The sequence below is a fragment of the Embleya sp. AB8 genome (assembly GCF_049739465.1).
In the GTDB taxonomy this organism is placed as follows: Bacteria; Actinomycetota; Actinomycetes; order Streptomycetales; family Streptomycetaceae; genus Embleya.
Genome location: NZ_JBMHHY010000010.1, coordinates 134,212 through 148,687 on the forward strand (window position 1 = coordinate 134,212; position 14,476 = coordinate 148,687).

General features: G+C 69.6%; 16 protein-coding genes and 4 pseudogenes. 11 read left to right on the forward strand and 9 right to left on the reverse strand.

Annotated elements, in window-relative coordinates; all coding sequences use genetic code 11:
• The first annotated feature begins 127 nt into the window (after positions 1-127).
• Both ABIA38_RS16215 and ABIA38_RS16220 read left to right on the forward strand, forming a co-directional pair.
• Positions 128-373, forward strand: coding sequence for a hypothetical protein (locus tag ABIA38_RS16215; protein WP_424639343.1), 246 nt, complete (start codon positions 128-130; stop codon positions 371-373).
• A gap of 26 nt (positions 374-399) precedes the next feature.
• Positions 400-768, forward strand: coding sequence for a hypothetical protein (locus ABIA38_RS16220; RefSeq protein WP_424639344.1), 369 nt, complete (start codon positions 400-402; stop codon positions 766-768).
• A gap of 1,174 nt (positions 769-1,942) precedes the next feature.
• Here ABIA38_RS16220 and ABIA38_RS16225 read toward each other — a convergent pair.
• A complete protein-coding gene (locus ABIA38_RS16225; RefSeq protein WP_424639345.1) occupies positions 1,943-2,956 on the reverse strand; it encodes a zinc-binding dehydrogenase in 1,014 nt (337 codons plus the stop codon).
• A 101-nt stretch (positions 2,957-3,057) separates the two neighbouring features.
• Between ABIA38_RS16225 and ABIA38_RS16230 the strand changes: the two genes are divergently transcribed.
• Positions 3,058-3,987, forward strand: coding sequence for a LysR family transcriptional regulator (locus ABIA38_RS16230; RefSeq protein ID WP_424639346.1), 930 nt, complete (start codon positions 3,058-3,060; stop codon positions 3,985-3,987).
• A 260-nt stretch (positions 3,988-4,247) separates the two neighbouring features.
• Here ABIA38_RS16230 and ABIA38_RS16235 read toward each other — a convergent pair whose 3' ends face one another.
• Positions 4,248-4,643 (reverse strand): hypothetical protein, encoded by a 396-nt coding sequence (locus ABIA38_RS16235; RefSeq protein WP_424639347.1) that lies wholly within the window; start codon positions 4,641-4,643, stop codon positions 4,248-4,250.
• 49 nt (positions 4,644-4,692) lie between these two features.
• Between ABIA38_RS16235 and ABIA38_RS16240 the strand changes: the two genes are divergently transcribed.
• Complete coding sequence (locus tag ABIA38_RS16240; protein WP_424639348.1) at positions 4,693-4,911, forward strand: hypothetical protein; 219 nt, start codon at positions 4,693-4,695, stop codon at positions 4,909-4,911.
• A gap of 237 nt (positions 4,912-5,148) precedes the next feature.
• On the opposite strand, the pseudogene ABIA38_RS16245 reads toward ABIA38_RS16240, so the two are convergent.
• A pseudogene (locus ABIA38_RS16245) lies at positions 5,149-5,232 on the reverse strand (M23 family peptidase); the annotation flags it as partial.
• Positions 5,233-5,810: 578 nt separating this feature from the next.
• The gene (locus ABIA38_RS16250) at positions 5,811-6,344 is read right to left on the reverse strand and encodes a hypothetical protein (protein WP_424639494.1); all 534 of its coding nucleotides are present in this window, start codon (positions 6,342-6,344) and stop codon (positions 5,811-5,813) included.
• Between the two features lie 212 nt (positions 6,345-6,556).
• Between ABIA38_RS16250 and ABIA38_RS16255 the strand changes: the two genes are divergently transcribed.
• Both ABIA38_RS16255 and ABIA38_RS16260 read left to right on the forward strand, forming a co-directional pair.
• On the forward strand, positions 6,557-6,976 hold the full coding sequence (locus tag ABIA38_RS16255; protein WP_424639349.1) for a hypothetical protein: 420 nt from the start codon (positions 6,557-6,559) through the stop codon (positions 6,974-6,976).
• A gap of 325 nt (positions 6,977-7,301) precedes the next feature.
• Positions 7,302-7,558: pseudogene (locus ABIA38_RS16260) on the forward strand (IS30 family transposase); the annotation flags it as partial.
• Positions 7,559-7,657: 99 nt separating this feature from the next.
• Here the strand turns inward: ABIA38_RS16260 and ABIA38_RS16265 are convergent.
• Positions 7,658-7,822, reverse strand: a complete 165-nt coding sequence (locus tag ABIA38_RS16265) for a hypothetical protein (protein ID WP_424639350.1) — start codon at positions 7,820-7,822, stop codon at positions 7,658-7,660.
• Between the two features lie 254 nt (positions 7,823-8,076).
• On the opposite strand from ABIA38_RS16265, the pseudogene ABIA38_RS16270 reads away from it, so the two are divergent.
• A pseudogene (locus ABIA38_RS16270) lies at positions 8,077-8,245 on the forward strand (IS30 family transposase); the annotation flags it as partial.
• A gap of 480 nt (positions 8,246-8,725) precedes the next feature.
• Here ABIA38_RS16270 and ABIA38_RS16275 read toward each other — a convergent pair.
• Complete coding sequence (locus tag ABIA38_RS16275; protein WP_424639351.1) at positions 8,726-9,190, reverse strand: hypothetical protein; 465 nt, start codon at positions 9,188-9,190, stop codon at positions 8,726-8,728.
• Between the two features lie 257 nt (positions 9,191-9,447).
• Here ABIA38_RS16275 and ABIA38_RS16280 point away from each other — a divergent pair, with 257 nt between their 5' ends.
• Positions 9,448-10,236, forward strand: a complete 789-nt coding sequence (locus ABIA38_RS16280; protein ID WP_424639352.1) for a hypothetical protein — start codon at positions 9,448-9,450, stop codon at positions 10,234-10,236.
• Here the strand turns inward: ABIA38_RS16280 and ABIA38_RS16285 are convergent.
• Positions 10,220-11,170 (reverse strand): NADP-dependent oxidoreductase, encoded by a 951-nt coding sequence (locus ABIA38_RS16285; RefSeq protein WP_424639353.1) that lies wholly within the window; start codon positions 11,168-11,170, stop codon positions 10,220-10,222. The two genes, ABIA38_RS16280 and ABIA38_RS16285, sit on opposite strands and share 17 nt — an antisense overlap.
• An 83-nt stretch (positions 11,171-11,253) precedes the next feature.
• On the opposite strand from ABIA38_RS16285, the gene ABIA38_RS16290 reads away from it, so the two are divergent.
• The 3 genes and pseudogenes from ABIA38_RS16290 to ABIA38_RS16300 all read left to right on the forward strand — a co-directional run bounded on the left by ABIA38_RS16290 (position 11,254) and on the right by ABIA38_RS16300 (position 13,513).
• Positions 11,254-11,826, forward strand: a complete 573-nt coding sequence (locus ABIA38_RS16290; protein ID WP_424639354.1) for a TetR/AcrR family transcriptional regulator — start codon at positions 11,254-11,256, stop codon at positions 11,824-11,826.
• Positions 11,827-12,359: 533 nt separating this feature from the next.
• Positions 12,360-12,839, forward strand: a pseudogene (locus tag ABIA38_RS16295) (hypothetical protein); the annotation flags it as partial.
• Positions 12,840-12,895: 56 nt separating this feature from the next.
• Positions 12,896-13,513 (forward strand): hypothetical protein, encoded by a 618-nt coding sequence (locus ABIA38_RS16300; protein WP_424639355.1) that lies wholly within the window; start codon positions 12,896-12,898, stop codon positions 13,511-13,513.
• 40 nt (positions 13,514-13,553) lie between these two features.
• Here ABIA38_RS16300 and ABIA38_RS16305 read toward each other — a convergent pair whose 3' ends face one another.
• Positions 13,554-13,922: a hypothetical protein gene (locus tag ABIA38_RS16305; RefSeq protein ID WP_424639356.1), complete on the reverse strand. Its 369-nt coding sequence runs from the start codon at positions 13,920-13,922 to the stop codon at positions 13,554-13,556.
• 123 nt (positions 13,923-14,045) lie between these two features.
• Positions 14,046-14,447: a hypothetical protein gene (locus ABIA38_RS16310; protein WP_424639357.1), complete on the reverse strand. Its 402-nt coding sequence runs from the start codon at positions 14,445-14,447 to the stop codon at positions 14,046-14,048.
• Positions 14,448-14,476: the final 29 nt, after the last annotated feature.

Genomic DNA, 14,476 nt, shown 5'->3' on the forward strand with positions numbered 1-14,476 from the left:
CCGCCGTTTGGAGCCACGAACCGGGTGCCGCGGCGGCGGTCGCCGGTAGGGCCGTCGCCAGGACCGGGATCGCGCCGGTCGCGGCGATGGTGAACATCCTTCGTCTTCGTACGTACATGATGTGCCGGTGGCGCTGTCGATGTACGACGAGTCTCCCGGTGTGATCCGCGCCGAACGAGCCCCGCGCGCGCAATCTTCCCGGCCCGCTCCGGCGAACTCGCCCAGTCGGCAGGTGGATTCCGGCCGGGTGACGATGATCACCGGCCAATCCCCGGTGTTCGGCGAGGATTTGTCGATCGTTGATCTTGACGGGGTGACGATATTTGCCATGATCATCTCGGCGGTGTGCGGGTCACCACCACCATATGGATAAGCACGACCATTCGGAAAAGAGGACCCATGCGCAAGAAGATCGCCGCCACCCTGGCGACGGGTGCCCTGACGGTGACGATGGCTGCGGGGGCTGTCGTGACCGGGGCGGGGAGCGCGTCGGCCGGATCGAACGGGCAGCAGATCGAGTTCGTGGACCTGTACGGCAAGACCCTCTCGATCCGCATCGAGGGTCGCAACCAGAACGGCGAGTGGGTCTCGGGCTGCTTCTACACGCCGAGCGACCAGACCTACATCCAGGGCTGGTGGTGGAAGGGCAACATCACCTTCACCCACTACGCCGCCACCGGCTGCCGGTTCGACTACCAGAGCCAGAAGACGGAGTACGTGGCGCCGTACCTCCCGAACACGGACTACTTCATCACCACCAACCGCTGATCCACCGCTCGGCCGCTCGCGGTTCGGCGGTTCGCCGCTCGATCGCTCGCAGTTCGACCGCGAGGCCGACGGACTGAACGGACCGACGGACGAGCACCCATAACCCATAACCCATCTCCCATCACCCGTGCCGACGACCGGCCGCAATGCCGGTCGTCGGCACGGCTGTTCCGGCCGGCCCTCGCCGGACGTGCCCGGATCGCACTCGGGCCGGGAACCCTGCGTGCCGAGTTCGACCCACGGTGGACGGATCGGGAAGGCGCACAGGGTGACGTCCGACGGGCATCCACGTCGTACCGTCGCCGCGTGCAACGAACCCACGCCCGGCTGCGCGCGCATCCGCGGTGGGCCGACCCGGTCTGCACGATCCCGGTGTTCGGAGCCAGGCCTCCTGCAGATCTTCCACGCCGAGTACGACCCGGTGAAGGCGCCGTAGTCGTACGCGATCGGGCCGGCCCCGAGCCTCGGCACGGCGTTGTACCGGGTCCGGGCCCGGCAGGCGACGATTCCGGTGATCGGGGCCGACCCGGCCCAGCCCGGTTGTCCGTCGAAGGCACCATCACCCCGGCCGACTTCGCGATGCCGGCGATCGTGTACACGGCCGCCGAGTCCGGTCCGCAGTGACGCTCCCGGGCCGCGCTCGCGTCCACCGCACTCGCGTCCATCGCGCTCGCACCGGCGATCCTGCCGGCCCGCTTCCCGCGCTCCGAGGACGGGTCCCCCCGGGACGGACGGCCTCTTCCCGACCGGCTTCGTCCCGGTGTTGCTCGCCATTTCGTGGGCGCCGGGCGATTCGATGCGCGCCCGACGTGCGTTCCACGCCGAGCCGATCGACCGGGCCGCCCGCCCGGAGATCGAGCGCGACCAGCGGGCCCGGCTCGCCGCGGGCGGCCGAACGGGCCCTATTCGCCCGCGAGTTGTACGACGTGCTCGCGTCGCACACAACGTCTCGGTGATGGTGGTCCGGGCCGACGGCGCCGCCTACGCGATCGACGTCGCGCCCGACTCGGCCGGCGAGGCCCCGGGCCTGGCCATTCGCACCCTACGCTCGGTGATCATGCGGGCGCCGTGGACGGCTGCGGCTCCCGTACGGTCACCGCCACACGGTCGGCGTCGTCCGAGATCGTGTCGATGCCGCAACCAGCGGTCTCGTGGTCCCGGCGATCGAATTCGCTTATATCTGTGCCGCCTTGACGATCATCTTCCCGATGTTGCCGCCGCGCAGCATGGAGACGAACGCCTCCACGATCCGTTCGAAGCCCACGACGATCGTCTCGTCCGACGCGAGGCGCCCCTCGCGCAGGTGAGGTGCCGCGAACGCGTACAACTCGTCCTGTACGTCGTTGTGGTCGCGGACCAGGAATCCCTCCATACGCAGGCTCTTCTCCACGAAGTCCGCGTGGTCGACGTCGACGGGTGTGGTGCCCGGCCGGTTGTACTGGCTGATCGTGCCGACCCGGACGATGCGGCCACGTTCGCGCAGCGCGCCGACCGCAGCCGCGAGGTGGTCGCCGCCGACGTTGTCGACGAATACGTCGACGCCGTCCGGGGCGGCCCGCGCGAGAAGGTCGGCAACCGGGCCCTCCCGGTAGTCGAAGACCTTGTCGTAGCCGACCTGTTCGGTCAGGTATGTCGCCTTGGCCGCCGATCCCGTGCTGCCCACCAGCAACCCGGCGCCCATCAGGCGGGCGAAACGGCCGACGGCGGTGCCTACGCCGCCCGCCGCGCCGGAGACGAACACGTCGTCGCCCTCGCGCAGCGAGGCGATACGGGTCAGGGCGACGTACGCGGTCAGCCCCGTCCCGCCGAGCAGGCCCAGATGCGCGGACAGGGGAACGCCCGGCAGGTCCGGCAGCACTCGCGCCTCGTCGGCGCCGACCACCGCGTGTGTACGCCAGCCTCGGCGATGGAAGACCACAGCGCCCTCGAGGAGTCCCGGATCGCGGGAGGCGACGACTCGGCCCAGCGTACGGCCCTCCAGCGGGGCGTTCAGGGCGAACTCGCCGTCCATCATCTCGCGGTGGTACGGGTCGACCGACCAGTACAGGTTCTCGACCAACGCCGTGCCTGGAACCGGCTCGGGGAGCGGCGTCTCCACGAACCGGAAGTGTCCGATCGTGGGGAAATCGGCAGGGCGGGCGATCTGGTGGACGGTGACCGCCGTGGTGTTCGGCAGGAGCGAGTTCATGGGACGAAACCTAGGCAGGAATGCCCGGGTCGGGCAGAGGGTTGCGCTCATGACGGACCCTTATCCATGAGTTGCACTCATAACAGCAGGTGGGAGCCCTGATGACGACCCTCGCCGACCTTTCCCCACAAGAGCTTCGGATCCTCGTCGCCGCGGCCGGTTCGGGAAGTTTCTCGGCGGCCGGCGCGACGCTCGGCACCACACAATCGGCCGTCTCACACGCCGTGCGCGGCATTGAACGTAAGGTCGGCGCCGTCCTGTTCGAACGAGGTCGAACCGGCGCCCGGCCCACCGCAGCCGGAACGACGGCCGCAGCCCACGCGCGACGGGTGCTGCGGATGCTGGACGTCCTGGTCGCCGACGCCCGCGCGGCAGGCCGGGGGACCGGCGCCGACGAAGGCACCACCGCCGGCGGACCGTTGCACATCGCCGCGTTTCGCAGCGCCGCCCTGCACCTGCTGCCACCTGTGCTGGAACGGCTCGCCGCCCGGCACCCGGGCATCGAACCACGGGTGCGCATCGTGCGCGAAGTCGGCCCGGGCACCGCCGGAGAGGTGGCCGCAGGACGCGCGGACGTGGGCATCGCCACCCTGGGAACCGCGACACCGACACCGCCGGGACTGGTCGCAGGCATCCTGCTCGAGGAGCCCTACGCCCTGGTACACCCCGCCGGACATCCCGACCCCCGCGCACTGCCGCTGGTCGACTGGACCGAGAACTGCTCCTCGTACACGCGCGAGTGGTGGGCGATCCAGGACTGGATCACCCAGGCCACGGTCGAGGCGAACGACGACGGAGCCGTCCTGGCCATGGTGGCCCGCGGTCTCGGCATGGCGATCATGCCCGCGCTCTCACTCACCGGAGCACCACTCCCGGTGCAGATCACCGACCTCGGCCCCGGACGCCCCACCCGCTCCGTGGGCTACGTCACCACACCCGAACTCGCGGCCTCCGCCGCCGTCCGCGCACTCGTCCGCGAACTCCGCCACACCCACACCGAAGGGCCCAGCCCGCTCCGAACAGGGTCCTGAGCGTCGCTCCGGCCGAAGCCACTCGGTGCACTCCCGGCAAAGCACCCGAACAGCGACATCGTGCACACGATCCGGCACGCCGTCGACACCGGATGCAAGCCGCGCGCTCCCGGGCAACCTCCGCGCCGACGCACGGTCCGTGTCGGCGGACGTCTGTGCTGGATGCCGGCCGCCGAGCCGCCGGTCGAGCTCTGGGAGGGTGGCACGGAGTCCCCCTGGTCCGGTCCGGCAGGCGGCATGTGGTTCCACCACATCGGCGACTACGTCGACGATCCGGAACCCGGTACGCCGGCTACGAGTTCGAGCTCCACGGCGAGACCGTCGCCGAGGGCACCCAACTGTTGCTCGGGATCGCGTCGGCCAATCGAGACGAACGCCGGTTCGCCGACCCGGACACGTTCGACATCCGACGTGCCGGCAATCACGTTGCCCCGGATGTGCGCGAGGACGAGCGCGTGCCGCCCGTCGATGGTGCGCAGGGTCGGCGCTCCCGTCGTCCAGTAGGAGGTCACGCCGTCGACGTCGGGTTCGGCGGCGAGGCGGTCGGTCAACTCCCCGGCCTGGGTGGCGACTTGGGACGGGTAGAGGGGTTGGTTGGCGCCGACGAGCAGGTGGCCGCCGACGCCTTGGCCGAGCAGGCCGGCGCCGATCGGCATGGACGCTCGCCGATCAGACGCCGGCCACCCTGGGGTCAAGACCAAGCACGTGCATGTGTTGGAGAGCCTGTTGGCCTACGATTCGCTGTCCCAACAGGACGTCAGTCGAGTGTTCGGGATCGATCCCAACGTTCTCGTGGGCCTGCTCGACGACCTCGAGGCGCTGGGGTGCGCCGAGTGCCGGTGCAATCCGCACGACCGGCGGCGGCACGTCTTCCACGTCAGCCCGCCGGTTTCGCGTTGGTTGCGGAGAGCACCCGACTGCTGACCCGAGGCCCGAGGACGCGTTCTTCGCCACGATCTCGGCCGAGGAACGACGGGGCGCGCACGATGCCGCGGGCCGGCTGCTTGCCGCGCATCGGCCCGGGTGATCCGAGGACAAGCCCGGTTCGGAGTGCTGAGTTCGGAAGAACGGCAAGGGCCTGGTCCGTCGACGGTGATCGACTGGCCCGGACCATTGGCTACTGCCGTACTACGTACTACGTACTGCCTGGTGACGCCGGGATCAGAGGTTGACGCCATGCGCGCGCAGGTAGCTGACGGGGTCGATGCGGCTGCCGTAGTTCGGAGTAGTGCGGATCTCGAAGTGCCCGGGCGACGTCGGTGTGCACATCCTTGGGGACGGCGCACCAGGCGGGCATCCGCATCGCCCAGGCCTCGGCGGCGGCAAGCGTCCGCCCACCGGTGGCGATCAGGCGCACGACCGCAAGCGCAGGATCCGACTGCGCCGGTTCCCGTGCCGCCAAAAGGATCTCGTGACGTGCGCCGTTGCAGGGGATGTGTCGCGCGTCGCGGCTCGGACGGTGGGCAAGTGTGCGATCCCGGCCGACCAACCCGGTGCACATCATGCGCGGAATTCGATGCTTCCTCAGGAAATCGTGCGCGTCCGAATGCGGACCCACACTCGCCCGGACCGGCATCGGGGACGCACCGCGCCCACCGCTCCCCGGCGAGTCGGTCGAGCGAACGCGGGCGGGAACCGACGCGGCAGCCACGGCGGCCGTGCCGGCCGGGCGCGCACCGCCGGTCGCGTCCGCGCCACCGACGGCACGGCGCACGGTTGGGGCCGTTGCGGCCTAGCGTCCCGGATCGCTTTCGACGGAGCCGGCCCATCACGCGCGGTGGTTGCGTACGGTCGTGCCATGGATGCCTTCACCCCCGGCTGGATCAAGGACCCCGATCCGGTCGACGAGGAACTGTGGGACCTGGACGACGACTTGGGCACCGCGGCGTTCGGTGGGACGTTGCGCTCGTGGAGCACGAGGTTGATCCCGCACGGCCCCCGGGGCCCGCACGCCTGCGCGATGGTCCCGGCCGCCGCGGCCGCGCTCCTGGAAGGGACGGGCGCCGCCGCGCGGGGCGTCCGCTACGGGGCTTTGGCCGCCGCCGAAGAACTGCGCGGGGACGGCGACCGGGTCGCCCTGGCCCAGGGCAACCTCGAGAACGCCGGCGGGGACCGGGAGCAGGAACTCGCCGCCCGCACCGCACTTCGCCACCGCCTGCGCATGCTCGCCGAACACGCCTCCTGGCTCGCCGCCCTCGCCGCGCGCGTTCCGGATCGGATCGCCGAATCAACCGGGGCGTTCGCACCGATCGCAACGTCGGGAACGACAACTCGGACACGTTGACCCGCCCGAGCTCCACCGTGGCAGCCGATGCCCGGAAGTCACCCCGATGCTCGCTGACGATGTGCGTGGGCATGAGATCGCGCGCCACCAGTTCACACCACCAGTCGAACCGCTCCGCCCTCGGCACGTCCGTCGTCCGCACCACGACCCCCACCGCGCAGCCCCCTGCTCGCTCCTACACATGATGTCAACTCCCCTGCGCTCCACGTCGATGACACCGTCGGCCGGTCGGCGGGACGCTGCTCCCGGAGGCTCTGAAGCCTCGGAGAACGAAGGAGCATCATCATGCGCAGGAAGCTCGCCGGCCTGGCCGGCGCACTGGTCCTCGCCGCGGGACTGGGAACAGCGGGCACCGCCCCCGCGGCGGCCACGGGTCCGGTCGGTTGCGGGGGCCGGGCGGATTTCTTCCGGATGTGGACACAGCATCACGGATTCCCCATCTGCTACGCGACCAACGGCTCGGTGTATTACGGCAACAACCCGCCGAAGACGACCTGGACGACGTACGGATTCTGCTCGGGCAACAACAGCGGTTACATCACCTACTGGGTGCGTCAGACGTACGGGGGAACCGGCTGGCTCAGGTTCACCGACACCTTTCGCGGTTCGGCCGAGACCGGCCACCCGGACGGGACCTGCATCGACTACTCGAAGACCAGCCCGGGGACGGTCGAAGTAGTCGATTTCGGGATCACCGGACGATAGGGCGGCATGCGCCCACTGCCGGTCGGGGTCGTCGGAGCAGTTGAAGTCGACCGTCGCGCACTGCCCGGTTGCACTGTTTCGCAGAGCCCTGTCGTTCCAGAGAATCTGGGCATTCGCTGTCGTTGTCCCTGAAATAACACCAACAGTCGTGAGCATCGCAATTATGAATGCTCGGACGCGCCGTCTCTTCACGATTCCCCGTTTTCGTGGACGGCTTCCCGGTCCATATTGGTTCGGAATACCGCCGGGCACTCGCCAGAGGCTTTGTCGCGAATGTCCCCAAACGTTATGGCCGGGTCAAGGTGAATAGCCATTTCGCCCGAACTGGGATCGGGGGCCGGAGATGTCCGCCCACCACGCGTTCACTGTCGCCACCGACATCCCGGTCTGCTTCCGCGCCCCGGCCGGCCCCCGGCGGCGCGGCTCCAACGAGAACGTCAACGGCCTGCTGCGGCAGTACTTCCCCAAGGGCACCGACCTGTCCGTCCACAGCCGCGAACATTTCGACGCCGTCGCCGCCCAGCTCAACGGCCGCCCACGCAAAACGCTCGACTGGGAACCCCAGCCGAGCGCCTGCATAAACTGCCCGTCACCACGCACAACCGATCATGTGTTGCGATGGCCCCTCGAATCCAAGTTTCAAGACCACTCAGTTGCGGCGCCTGTCGCCGGCCTTCGCGGTCAGCCGAACCAGCCGGTGCAGTTGTACGAGTCGCCGTTATCGAGGCAGACGTTGAGCTCGTGTACACCATCGCCGTGGTAGAACGCCTTGGTGGTGCCAAAGCTCCCGGGTGGGAGGGTCATACTCCAGTTCTGCTGACCGCCGGTGCTGAGGTTGTGTTGCATGATCGTCAGGATGCACGGAACGGACGAACTGTTCCTCGCACTCCCGGACCCCCAGTTCGGGGCGCTCAGGTCAAGGGCCCCAGAGCAACCTTCGGGAGTCGATACTTGTACGTAGCTGGGGGATGCCGCCGCGGGACCGGCCGTGAGGACGCCGGCCGCCAGGACTGTGGCGAGTCCGCCGAGCACGCTTAAGATTTTCTTCATAGCCAACAGTGAATGCGGCAAACGAGGGTTGTCAACGCTGCACCCACTACGAGAACACCAACAGCCTGCTTCGGTAGTACTTCCCCAAGGGGTACGGACCCGTGCGTCCACACCTGCGAGCACCCCGACGTCGTTGCCGCCCAACTCAACGCACACCCACGCAAAACGCTCGACTGGGAAACCCCAGCCGAGTGCCTGCATAAACTGCTCGCGGACTGATTAACCAACCACTGTTGCAACCGTTCTCCGGAAATCGCCGATCCACTCGCCCCAGACGGCCGGCAAGCATCGCCCATGCGTGCGCGGGACCGTTGATCACCGGAAATCGCCGAATGTAGGTATTCCTGACGTGCGCTATTCCCCGTCGGGTGTCGGCCGGTTCGCGAACGCCGGCAGCCGACGGCCTGACGCTGTCTCCACGAGCCGGACGATGCCAGGGTCCTCGGAAATCGCCATCGCATGCCCTGCGGAGGAGCCACGGTTGGGCGACGGGGTCGCCGAGCCGACAGAGGGCTTCCACGACGTACACGCGCCCCCAGTCGGCCACGCGATCAGTGAACCAGAGCAGGGCCTCCGCACCCCCAGGCAGTCTTTCCAAGGCGTGTGCCGCAAGGGGACCGAAGTGGTTGGACAGCAGGCCGATCGTTTGGATCAGGGTTGCGTCGTCGACCGTTCCGACGGCGGCGATCAGGCCGAGTCTCACGGTAACCGAGGTGCGATCGGTTCCGTGTCGGACCAGCCATCGGCCCGTTTCGCGAACACGACGCCGCGCTGTTCGATCACCTGTGCCACGGTCGTGTCCCCCTCGGCCGCGTCCGCAGGGTGTTCGAGGGGCGACTCGGACACGTCCTTCGCGACGGTGGGCGTGGTCGCAGGGGTGTCACCCCGGAGCGCGACGTGGCGCCGTTCGTTGTGATTGCTCACCCTCGCGGTGCCGTCGATGCCGTCGGAGGGGTCCCCGACGGCGGCGTCACAATGCGGGCAGGCGACCGTGGCCCTGATCCGCTCCCGATACTCCTGCAGCGCCTTGCCCGTTCGGCGACTGCTCGGCGGGACGCTCACCGGGGCCGGCCCCGCGTCCACCGGGCGGTGCGCGGCACACCAACCGTTCTCCACCGACACCAACGCCCGGCACTGCACCCCCGGGTCGTGCTGCCCTGGCAACGCTGGACGGCTTCGGCATCGGTGAGTGATATCACAGATACATCATGGAGCAATCGATCGGAGTTTCGATCCTCTTGCCGGGCAGGTCGCCGTGCATCCGCGACGCGCGTCGGCGTCGGCGTCCCGCCGCGGCGACCACACCGGCTCCGGATGGCTGATCGCCTACCAGGCGACCACCTGACCGACCCACCCCCGGCGGAATCGGGTGGAGGGTTCGCCGAAGACGTCGTCTGGAACACGGCTTCTTCTCGTTCCCCGTGCGTGCGGGTCGCGACGGCCACGGACTGGACGAACAACTCTTCCCGTACGACCTGTCCGGCTACTGCGACGGCTCCTCCATCCCGCTGGGCACCGCGCCGGCCCTGCTCCGTGCAATGGTGCTGCGCGAGGGCACCCGGCGCCGGTTGGTCGGGGACGGCGGGTTCTTCGTGCACGTCGGAACGTGCTACGACGTCAAGGTCGGCGTCGTAGCCACGTGTGAGCAGGCCGCGGCCCGCGCGTGGGACTGGGGTCGACCGTCGACGTCGTCGACCTCCAGCCGTACGATCCCACGCCCGACCGGGTCGCCGAACAACGGTCCGCCGACACCGACTTCCGGAAGGGTGGAGCCGACGACCCGAGGCGCGGACAACCACGCCGACTTCTGCACCGCGGGATCCCCCGGCGGCGGTGACGGCGTGCACTACGACCAGGACCGCGTCAACCACCACCGGATGCGGATCGGGCCGGCGGGCGAGGTGGGCCGCGCAGTGGAGCACGACCAGGCGTTCCGCTGGGACGCCGCCACCTATTTCAGGGGCACCGGTGCGTGCCTCTTCCACGAGGTCCCCGCCGGTGTCCGGTGCGCCGACCCTGGCGAAGGCCGCAGATGCATGGTGCGGCGCGGACCGGCTCGGGATCCACCGCAGGGCGCCGTTCTTGCGGTTCGCCGCTCCGCACCCACACGGAAGGTGGCGCCCCGGGCGAGGAGGAGAAGCCTGGCCACGCTCCTTGTCCAGGTGGTCTCGCTTTACCGGGCCGGCAGGGCGATCACAGGACGAGCATGAGCTTGCCGCCGGGGCGGCGGGACCGGCTGAGTTCGGCCGCTTCCTGGATCCGGTCGAGCGTGTAGGTGCGGGCGACCGGTACGACCAGGACGCCTTCGCCGGCGAGCCGGGCGAACTCGTCCATCCGGTCGTAGCGGATCTCGGTGGTGATCCGGACGCCCAACTCGGCCGCGGCGGCGAAGTCCGAGACGGTGAGGACACGGTCGGGATCGCCGGTCAGCGCGATCAGGGTCGGTAGCGAGCCGCCGGCCGGGCCGGGCCGGTCGGCGCGGTCGATGCGGCCCCCGGTCGGCGCCGTGTCCAGGGCGCGGTCGACGCGGCCTCCGGCCAGTGCGCCGACGCGTTCGGCCATGCCCTCGCCGTAGGCGGTCACCCGGGCGCCGATCTCTTCCAGTGCGGCGGCCCGAGTCGGCCCGGCGGTGGCGATCACCCGAATGCCCCGGTGCAGCGCGAAGCGCACCGCCGCCTCACCCACGGTGGTACCCGCGCCGTGGACGAGCAGCAGCTCACCCGGCCGGACGCCGAGGTCGTCCAGCGCGCGCCACGCCGTCTCGGCCGCCATCGGTAGCGCGGCGGCCTGCTCGGCGGTGACACCTTCGGGGATGCGTGCCCAGGCCGGCATCAGCGCGTACTCGGCGGCGCCGGCCGTCGGGCCGCCGAAGGTGGCCGGGCCGAACACGCGGTCGCCGATCCGGACGCCGGTGACGCCATCGCCGAGCGCGTCGACGGTGCCCGCGATCTCGAGGCCGAGCCCGCGCGGCAGCGGCGGCAGACGGTCGGCGAGGAGACCGTCGACGATGTGCCAGTCGGCCGGCGTCAGGCCGCACGCCCGCACGGCGATCCGGATCTGACCGGCTCCCGGCTCCGGCTGTGGGACGTCGCGGAGCACGATCACGTCCGGGGAACCGAACCGGTCGAATTGAAGAGCCTTCATGACGATCTCCCGCCTGATGACAGCATCTGTTGTCATCGACCGTACCAGCTGACAACAGCTTCTGTTGTCGTAGCCTGGTGGCCATGCCGAGATGGGAATCCGACGCACAGGGCCGGCTCGAGCGCGCGGCGCTCGAGCTCTTCGAGACGCAGGGCTTCGAGCGCACCTCGGTCGCGCAGATCGCGGGCGCCGCCGGTCTGAAGGAGCGCTCCTTCTACCGCTACTTCCCGGACAAGCGGGAAGTCCTCTTCGCCGGCAACGAGCTCGAGACCCACCTCGTCGCCCGGTTCGAGGCGACCGACCCGGGCCTCACGCCGATCGAAGCGCTGCTGACCGCGCTGAGAACCGCCGAGGAGATCTTTCGCCCGCGCGAGTTCCTGCTGCGCCGCGTCAGAGTGATCGCCGCCAACCCGGCACTGGCCGAGCGCGATCTGATCAAGCTCGCCGACATCGCCGACGCGCTGGCGCGGGCGCTCGAGCGCCGCGGCGTCGAGCCCGACAAGGCACGGTTCGTCATCGACGTGGTGCTGGCGATCCACCGGCGCGCCACGTCCCGCTGGCTGACCGACCCGAACGCCTCCCTCTCCCAGCTGATCACCCAGGCCGCCGACGAGCTGCGCGAGGCGGTCACGCTGCCGGCTCCGACGGCCCGCTGAGTCGGCCCAGGACTTCCGAAGCCGTCCGCAACGGACACGAGGGCGTCCCGTCCCCGGTCGGCCGACCGGGCTGTGACGCGCATTTCGGGACGGTCACGGTGATGGGGCGAGAGCGAGGGTGCGCAACAAGGCGAAGGAGGCTCGCCCGGATGAGCGTCGCTCGAGGTATTCGATGCGTGTGACTTGACCCGGTATTCGACGCGTGTGACTTGACCCTCGACCATTCCGGAACTCCACTGCAATGTAAGGCCGTTGACGACGGCGTCCCAGTCGGTCCGGAGCGCGACGGCGAAGTCCTGCAGTGGTTTCGGCCCGTCTTCGAGGGCGTGTGTCATCCGTGCGGTCAGGTCGTTCCCGCGTCGTTCCCGGGTGATGGCGGCGAAGTCGCCGGCGAGGACGTGGGCCGCGGCCAGGCCGGATCGAACAGGCGATGGCGCCCTTTCGTGGCGCCCTCGACCTGCCCGACACCATCCCCGGCATCAACCGGGCCACCGCCGAAGTGATCATCGCGGAGGCCGGCGGGGGACACGACCCGGTTCGCCTGTGCCAAGCACCTCGCGTCCCGGGCCGGAGTCCGCCCCGGCCACCACGAATCCGCCGGCCGCACCAAGAACACCAAGGTCAGGCCCGGCAACCCCTACCACCTCGAAGGCGCCCTCGGGCTCGAGAACCAAGGACACCCATCTCGCGGCCCGACACAAACGACCGACCGCCCGCCGCGGCCCGCTGAGGGCACTCGTCGCCGTCGAGCACTCGATCATCACCGCGATCCGGCACATGCTCACCGACCAGGTCGTCCACCGGGAACTCGGCGGCACCCACTTCACCCGACGCGAGCCCGAACGCGCCACCCGCCGGGCCATCGGCCGGCTCAACCGACTCGGCTACACGCTCACCCTCGACCCGAGGGAGACCGCAGCCCGACCGACAGACCCGGACACCCGGCGGCCCAGACGCGCCGCGTTTGCCCTCGGTGGCGGGCAGTTCGTACGCCCGCACCCGCTTGTCGGTGAGGAGTACTGGCTCCACCCGCGCCCAACACCCGGTCCGTGCGACCCAGTTGCGTTCGATGTCCTCACCCGAGCAGTCGAAGTCACCACGGAACGCCACACTCAAAGGCCTGCCGCGGCGCGGGTATTCGACCCCCGCTTCGTGGACGAAGGTCTTGTGGGGCGCTCTGCCCGCCGGAGCGCAGGACCGCATAGATGCCCTTCTGGCGAAGAAGCATCACGTTCAAGCGATCAAGGCCATCCGGGACGCCTCCCCGCAGCCCGTGTCGGGCATTCATGAGTGCATGGACCTGATCACGGAGCGCTGTGCTGCGCTGGGGCTGTTGCGTGTTCCCCGTGTCCCGACCGCGTCTTTGGACGTCGACGTGCTGACCGCCAAGGTCACAGGGCTGCCCCGTCGGCCGGCCGCGATCGAGGCCGTGTGGGACGGAGATACCGAGGGATGGTTCGTCCGCCTCCTCGCCGTCATGACCGCGCCGAACGCCGAGCACGATCTTGCGCTGGTCCAATTCGGCGGAGACCTGCGCTTGTTCAATCGCGAAGTGCCGCCCTGGCCGGAGGCGGAGGAGGCGAGCGCCGTTGGGCGGGCCCTTGCGAAGCGATTCGGGGTGCCGTTCCACTTCGGGAGCCCTGAGGCGCCGACCGACACCTCCTTGCGCTGGTGGGCTTCACTCTGAAGAGCACCAGGCCAAGAGGAACCTCCTTGCGTCGGCGATCTCAGGGCATGTGCGGCCGCGGTGGCATGACTCGGACCTTGGCCGCCTCGGCATCCCGGCCGGACAGCGCCGCGTTCTCCAGCGTCATCAGATTGAGAGCAGTCGCGTAGTTCTGGAGCCGCGCCTCCGGAAACCGGCAGTGGGCCTGAAGGTCGATGTGCTTCCTCTTGAGCTCCTCGAAGGCGTCGGCTGGCCGGACGTGGCTCCGCCGCTGGGCCTCGCTCTTGGCGACCTGCTCTTGGAAGAGGTCCTTGAGGTCGGGGTGCTGGTGGGTGAGGCGCCGGCGCTTGAGGTCGGCTTCGATGGCCGGCTGGGTGATGTCGAGCCGGCCGTTGGACCGCTGCCGGGTTCCCGCGAGGAGCCGGTTCATCGCGGTGATGATCGCCCGGCGGGTCGGGTCGGTCTCGCCGTTGAGCGGAATCTTCGTCGTCGGTCGGCGGCTCCTTGCTGGTGCGCATCGATGATCCGCCTCAGCCGGTCGAGCTCGTGTCGGTCACGCTCGTGTCGCAGTGGTGGGGCGAGGGGGTCGGCGACGATCTCGGCGAGGCCGGCCGTCTGCTCGCGGACGTGCTCGATAGTTGCGGTCGGTGCGGGCGAGGTTGGGGCATTTGGGGCGGCCGTCGTTCAGTTCGGGCATGACCATCGGGTCGTCGGCCGTCCCTCGGAGCCGGCAGGCGGCGGTGGCCGGGTTGAGGACGCGGGTCATGCCCTGGCCGTGGTGGATCTGTGGGAGCGGGTTGCCGACGAGGTCGCGGGCCTGGCGCTTGCCGGTCGGGACGCGGCCGGCGAACTCACGACTCGCTGCTGTCACCCGAAGGCGATAGGCATCGGCAGCCGGGCCGCTGACGTGCTCGCCGTGGGCGAGCTTCTGCTCGTCCTCGGCCAGGTCCTCCATGCGGGAACAGCCAGTCCTCGAAGGCGAAT

What these genes read in the sequence shown, in the direction of transcription:
- ABIA38_RS16300 (WP_424639355.1), top strand. Translation starts at nt 12,896, where the DNA reads ATGTCCTCACCCGAGCAGTCGAAGTCACCACGGAACGCCACACTCAAA.
- ABIA38_RS16305 (WP_424639356.1), bottom strand. Translation starts at nt 13,922, where the DNA reads ATGAACCGGCTCCTCGCGGGAACCCGGCAGCGGTCCAACGGCCGGCTC.
- ABIA38_RS16290 (WP_424639354.1), top strand. Translation starts at nt 11,254, where the DNA reads ATGCCGAGATGGGAATCCGACGCACAGGGCCGGCTCGAGCGCGCGGCG.
- ABIA38_RS16255 (WP_424639349.1), top strand. Translation starts at nt 6,557, where the DNA reads ATGCGCAGGAAGCTCGCCGGCCTGGCCGGCGCACTGGTCCTCGCCGCG.
- ABIA38_RS16225 (WP_424639345.1), bottom strand. Translation starts at nt 2,956, where the DNA reads ATGAACTCGCTCCTGCCGAACACCACGGCGGTCACCGTCCACCAGATC.
- ABIA38_RS16265 (WP_424639350.1), bottom strand. Translation starts at nt 7,822, where the DNA reads ATGCAACACAACCTCAGCACCGGCGGTCAGCAGAACTGGAGTATGACC.
- ABIA38_RS16230 (WP_424639346.1), top strand. Translation starts at nt 3,058, where the DNA reads ATGACGACCCTCGCCGACCTTTCCCCACAAGAGCTTCGGATCCTCGTC.
- ABIA38_RS16235 (WP_424639347.1), bottom strand. Translation starts at nt 4,643, where the DNA reads ATGCCGATCGGCGCCGGCCTGCTCGGCCAAGGCGTCGGCGGCCACCTG.
- ABIA38_RS16285 (WP_424639353.1), bottom strand. Translation starts at nt 11,170, where the DNA reads ATGAAGGCTCTTCAATTCGACCGGTTCGGTTCCCCGGACGTGATCGTG.
- ABIA38_RS16310 (WP_424639357.1), bottom strand. Translation starts at nt 14,447, where the DNA reads ATGGAGGACCTGGCCGAGGACGAGCAGAAGCTCGCCCACGGCGAGCAC.
- ABIA38_RS16250 (WP_424639494.1), bottom strand. Translation starts at nt 6,344, where the DNA reads ATGCCCACGCACATCGTCAGCGAGCATCGGGGTGACTTCCGGGCATCG.
- ABIA38_RS16220 (WP_424639344.1), top strand. Translation starts at nt 400, where the DNA reads ATGCGCAAGAAGATCGCCGCCACCCTGGCGACGGGTGCCCTGACGGTG.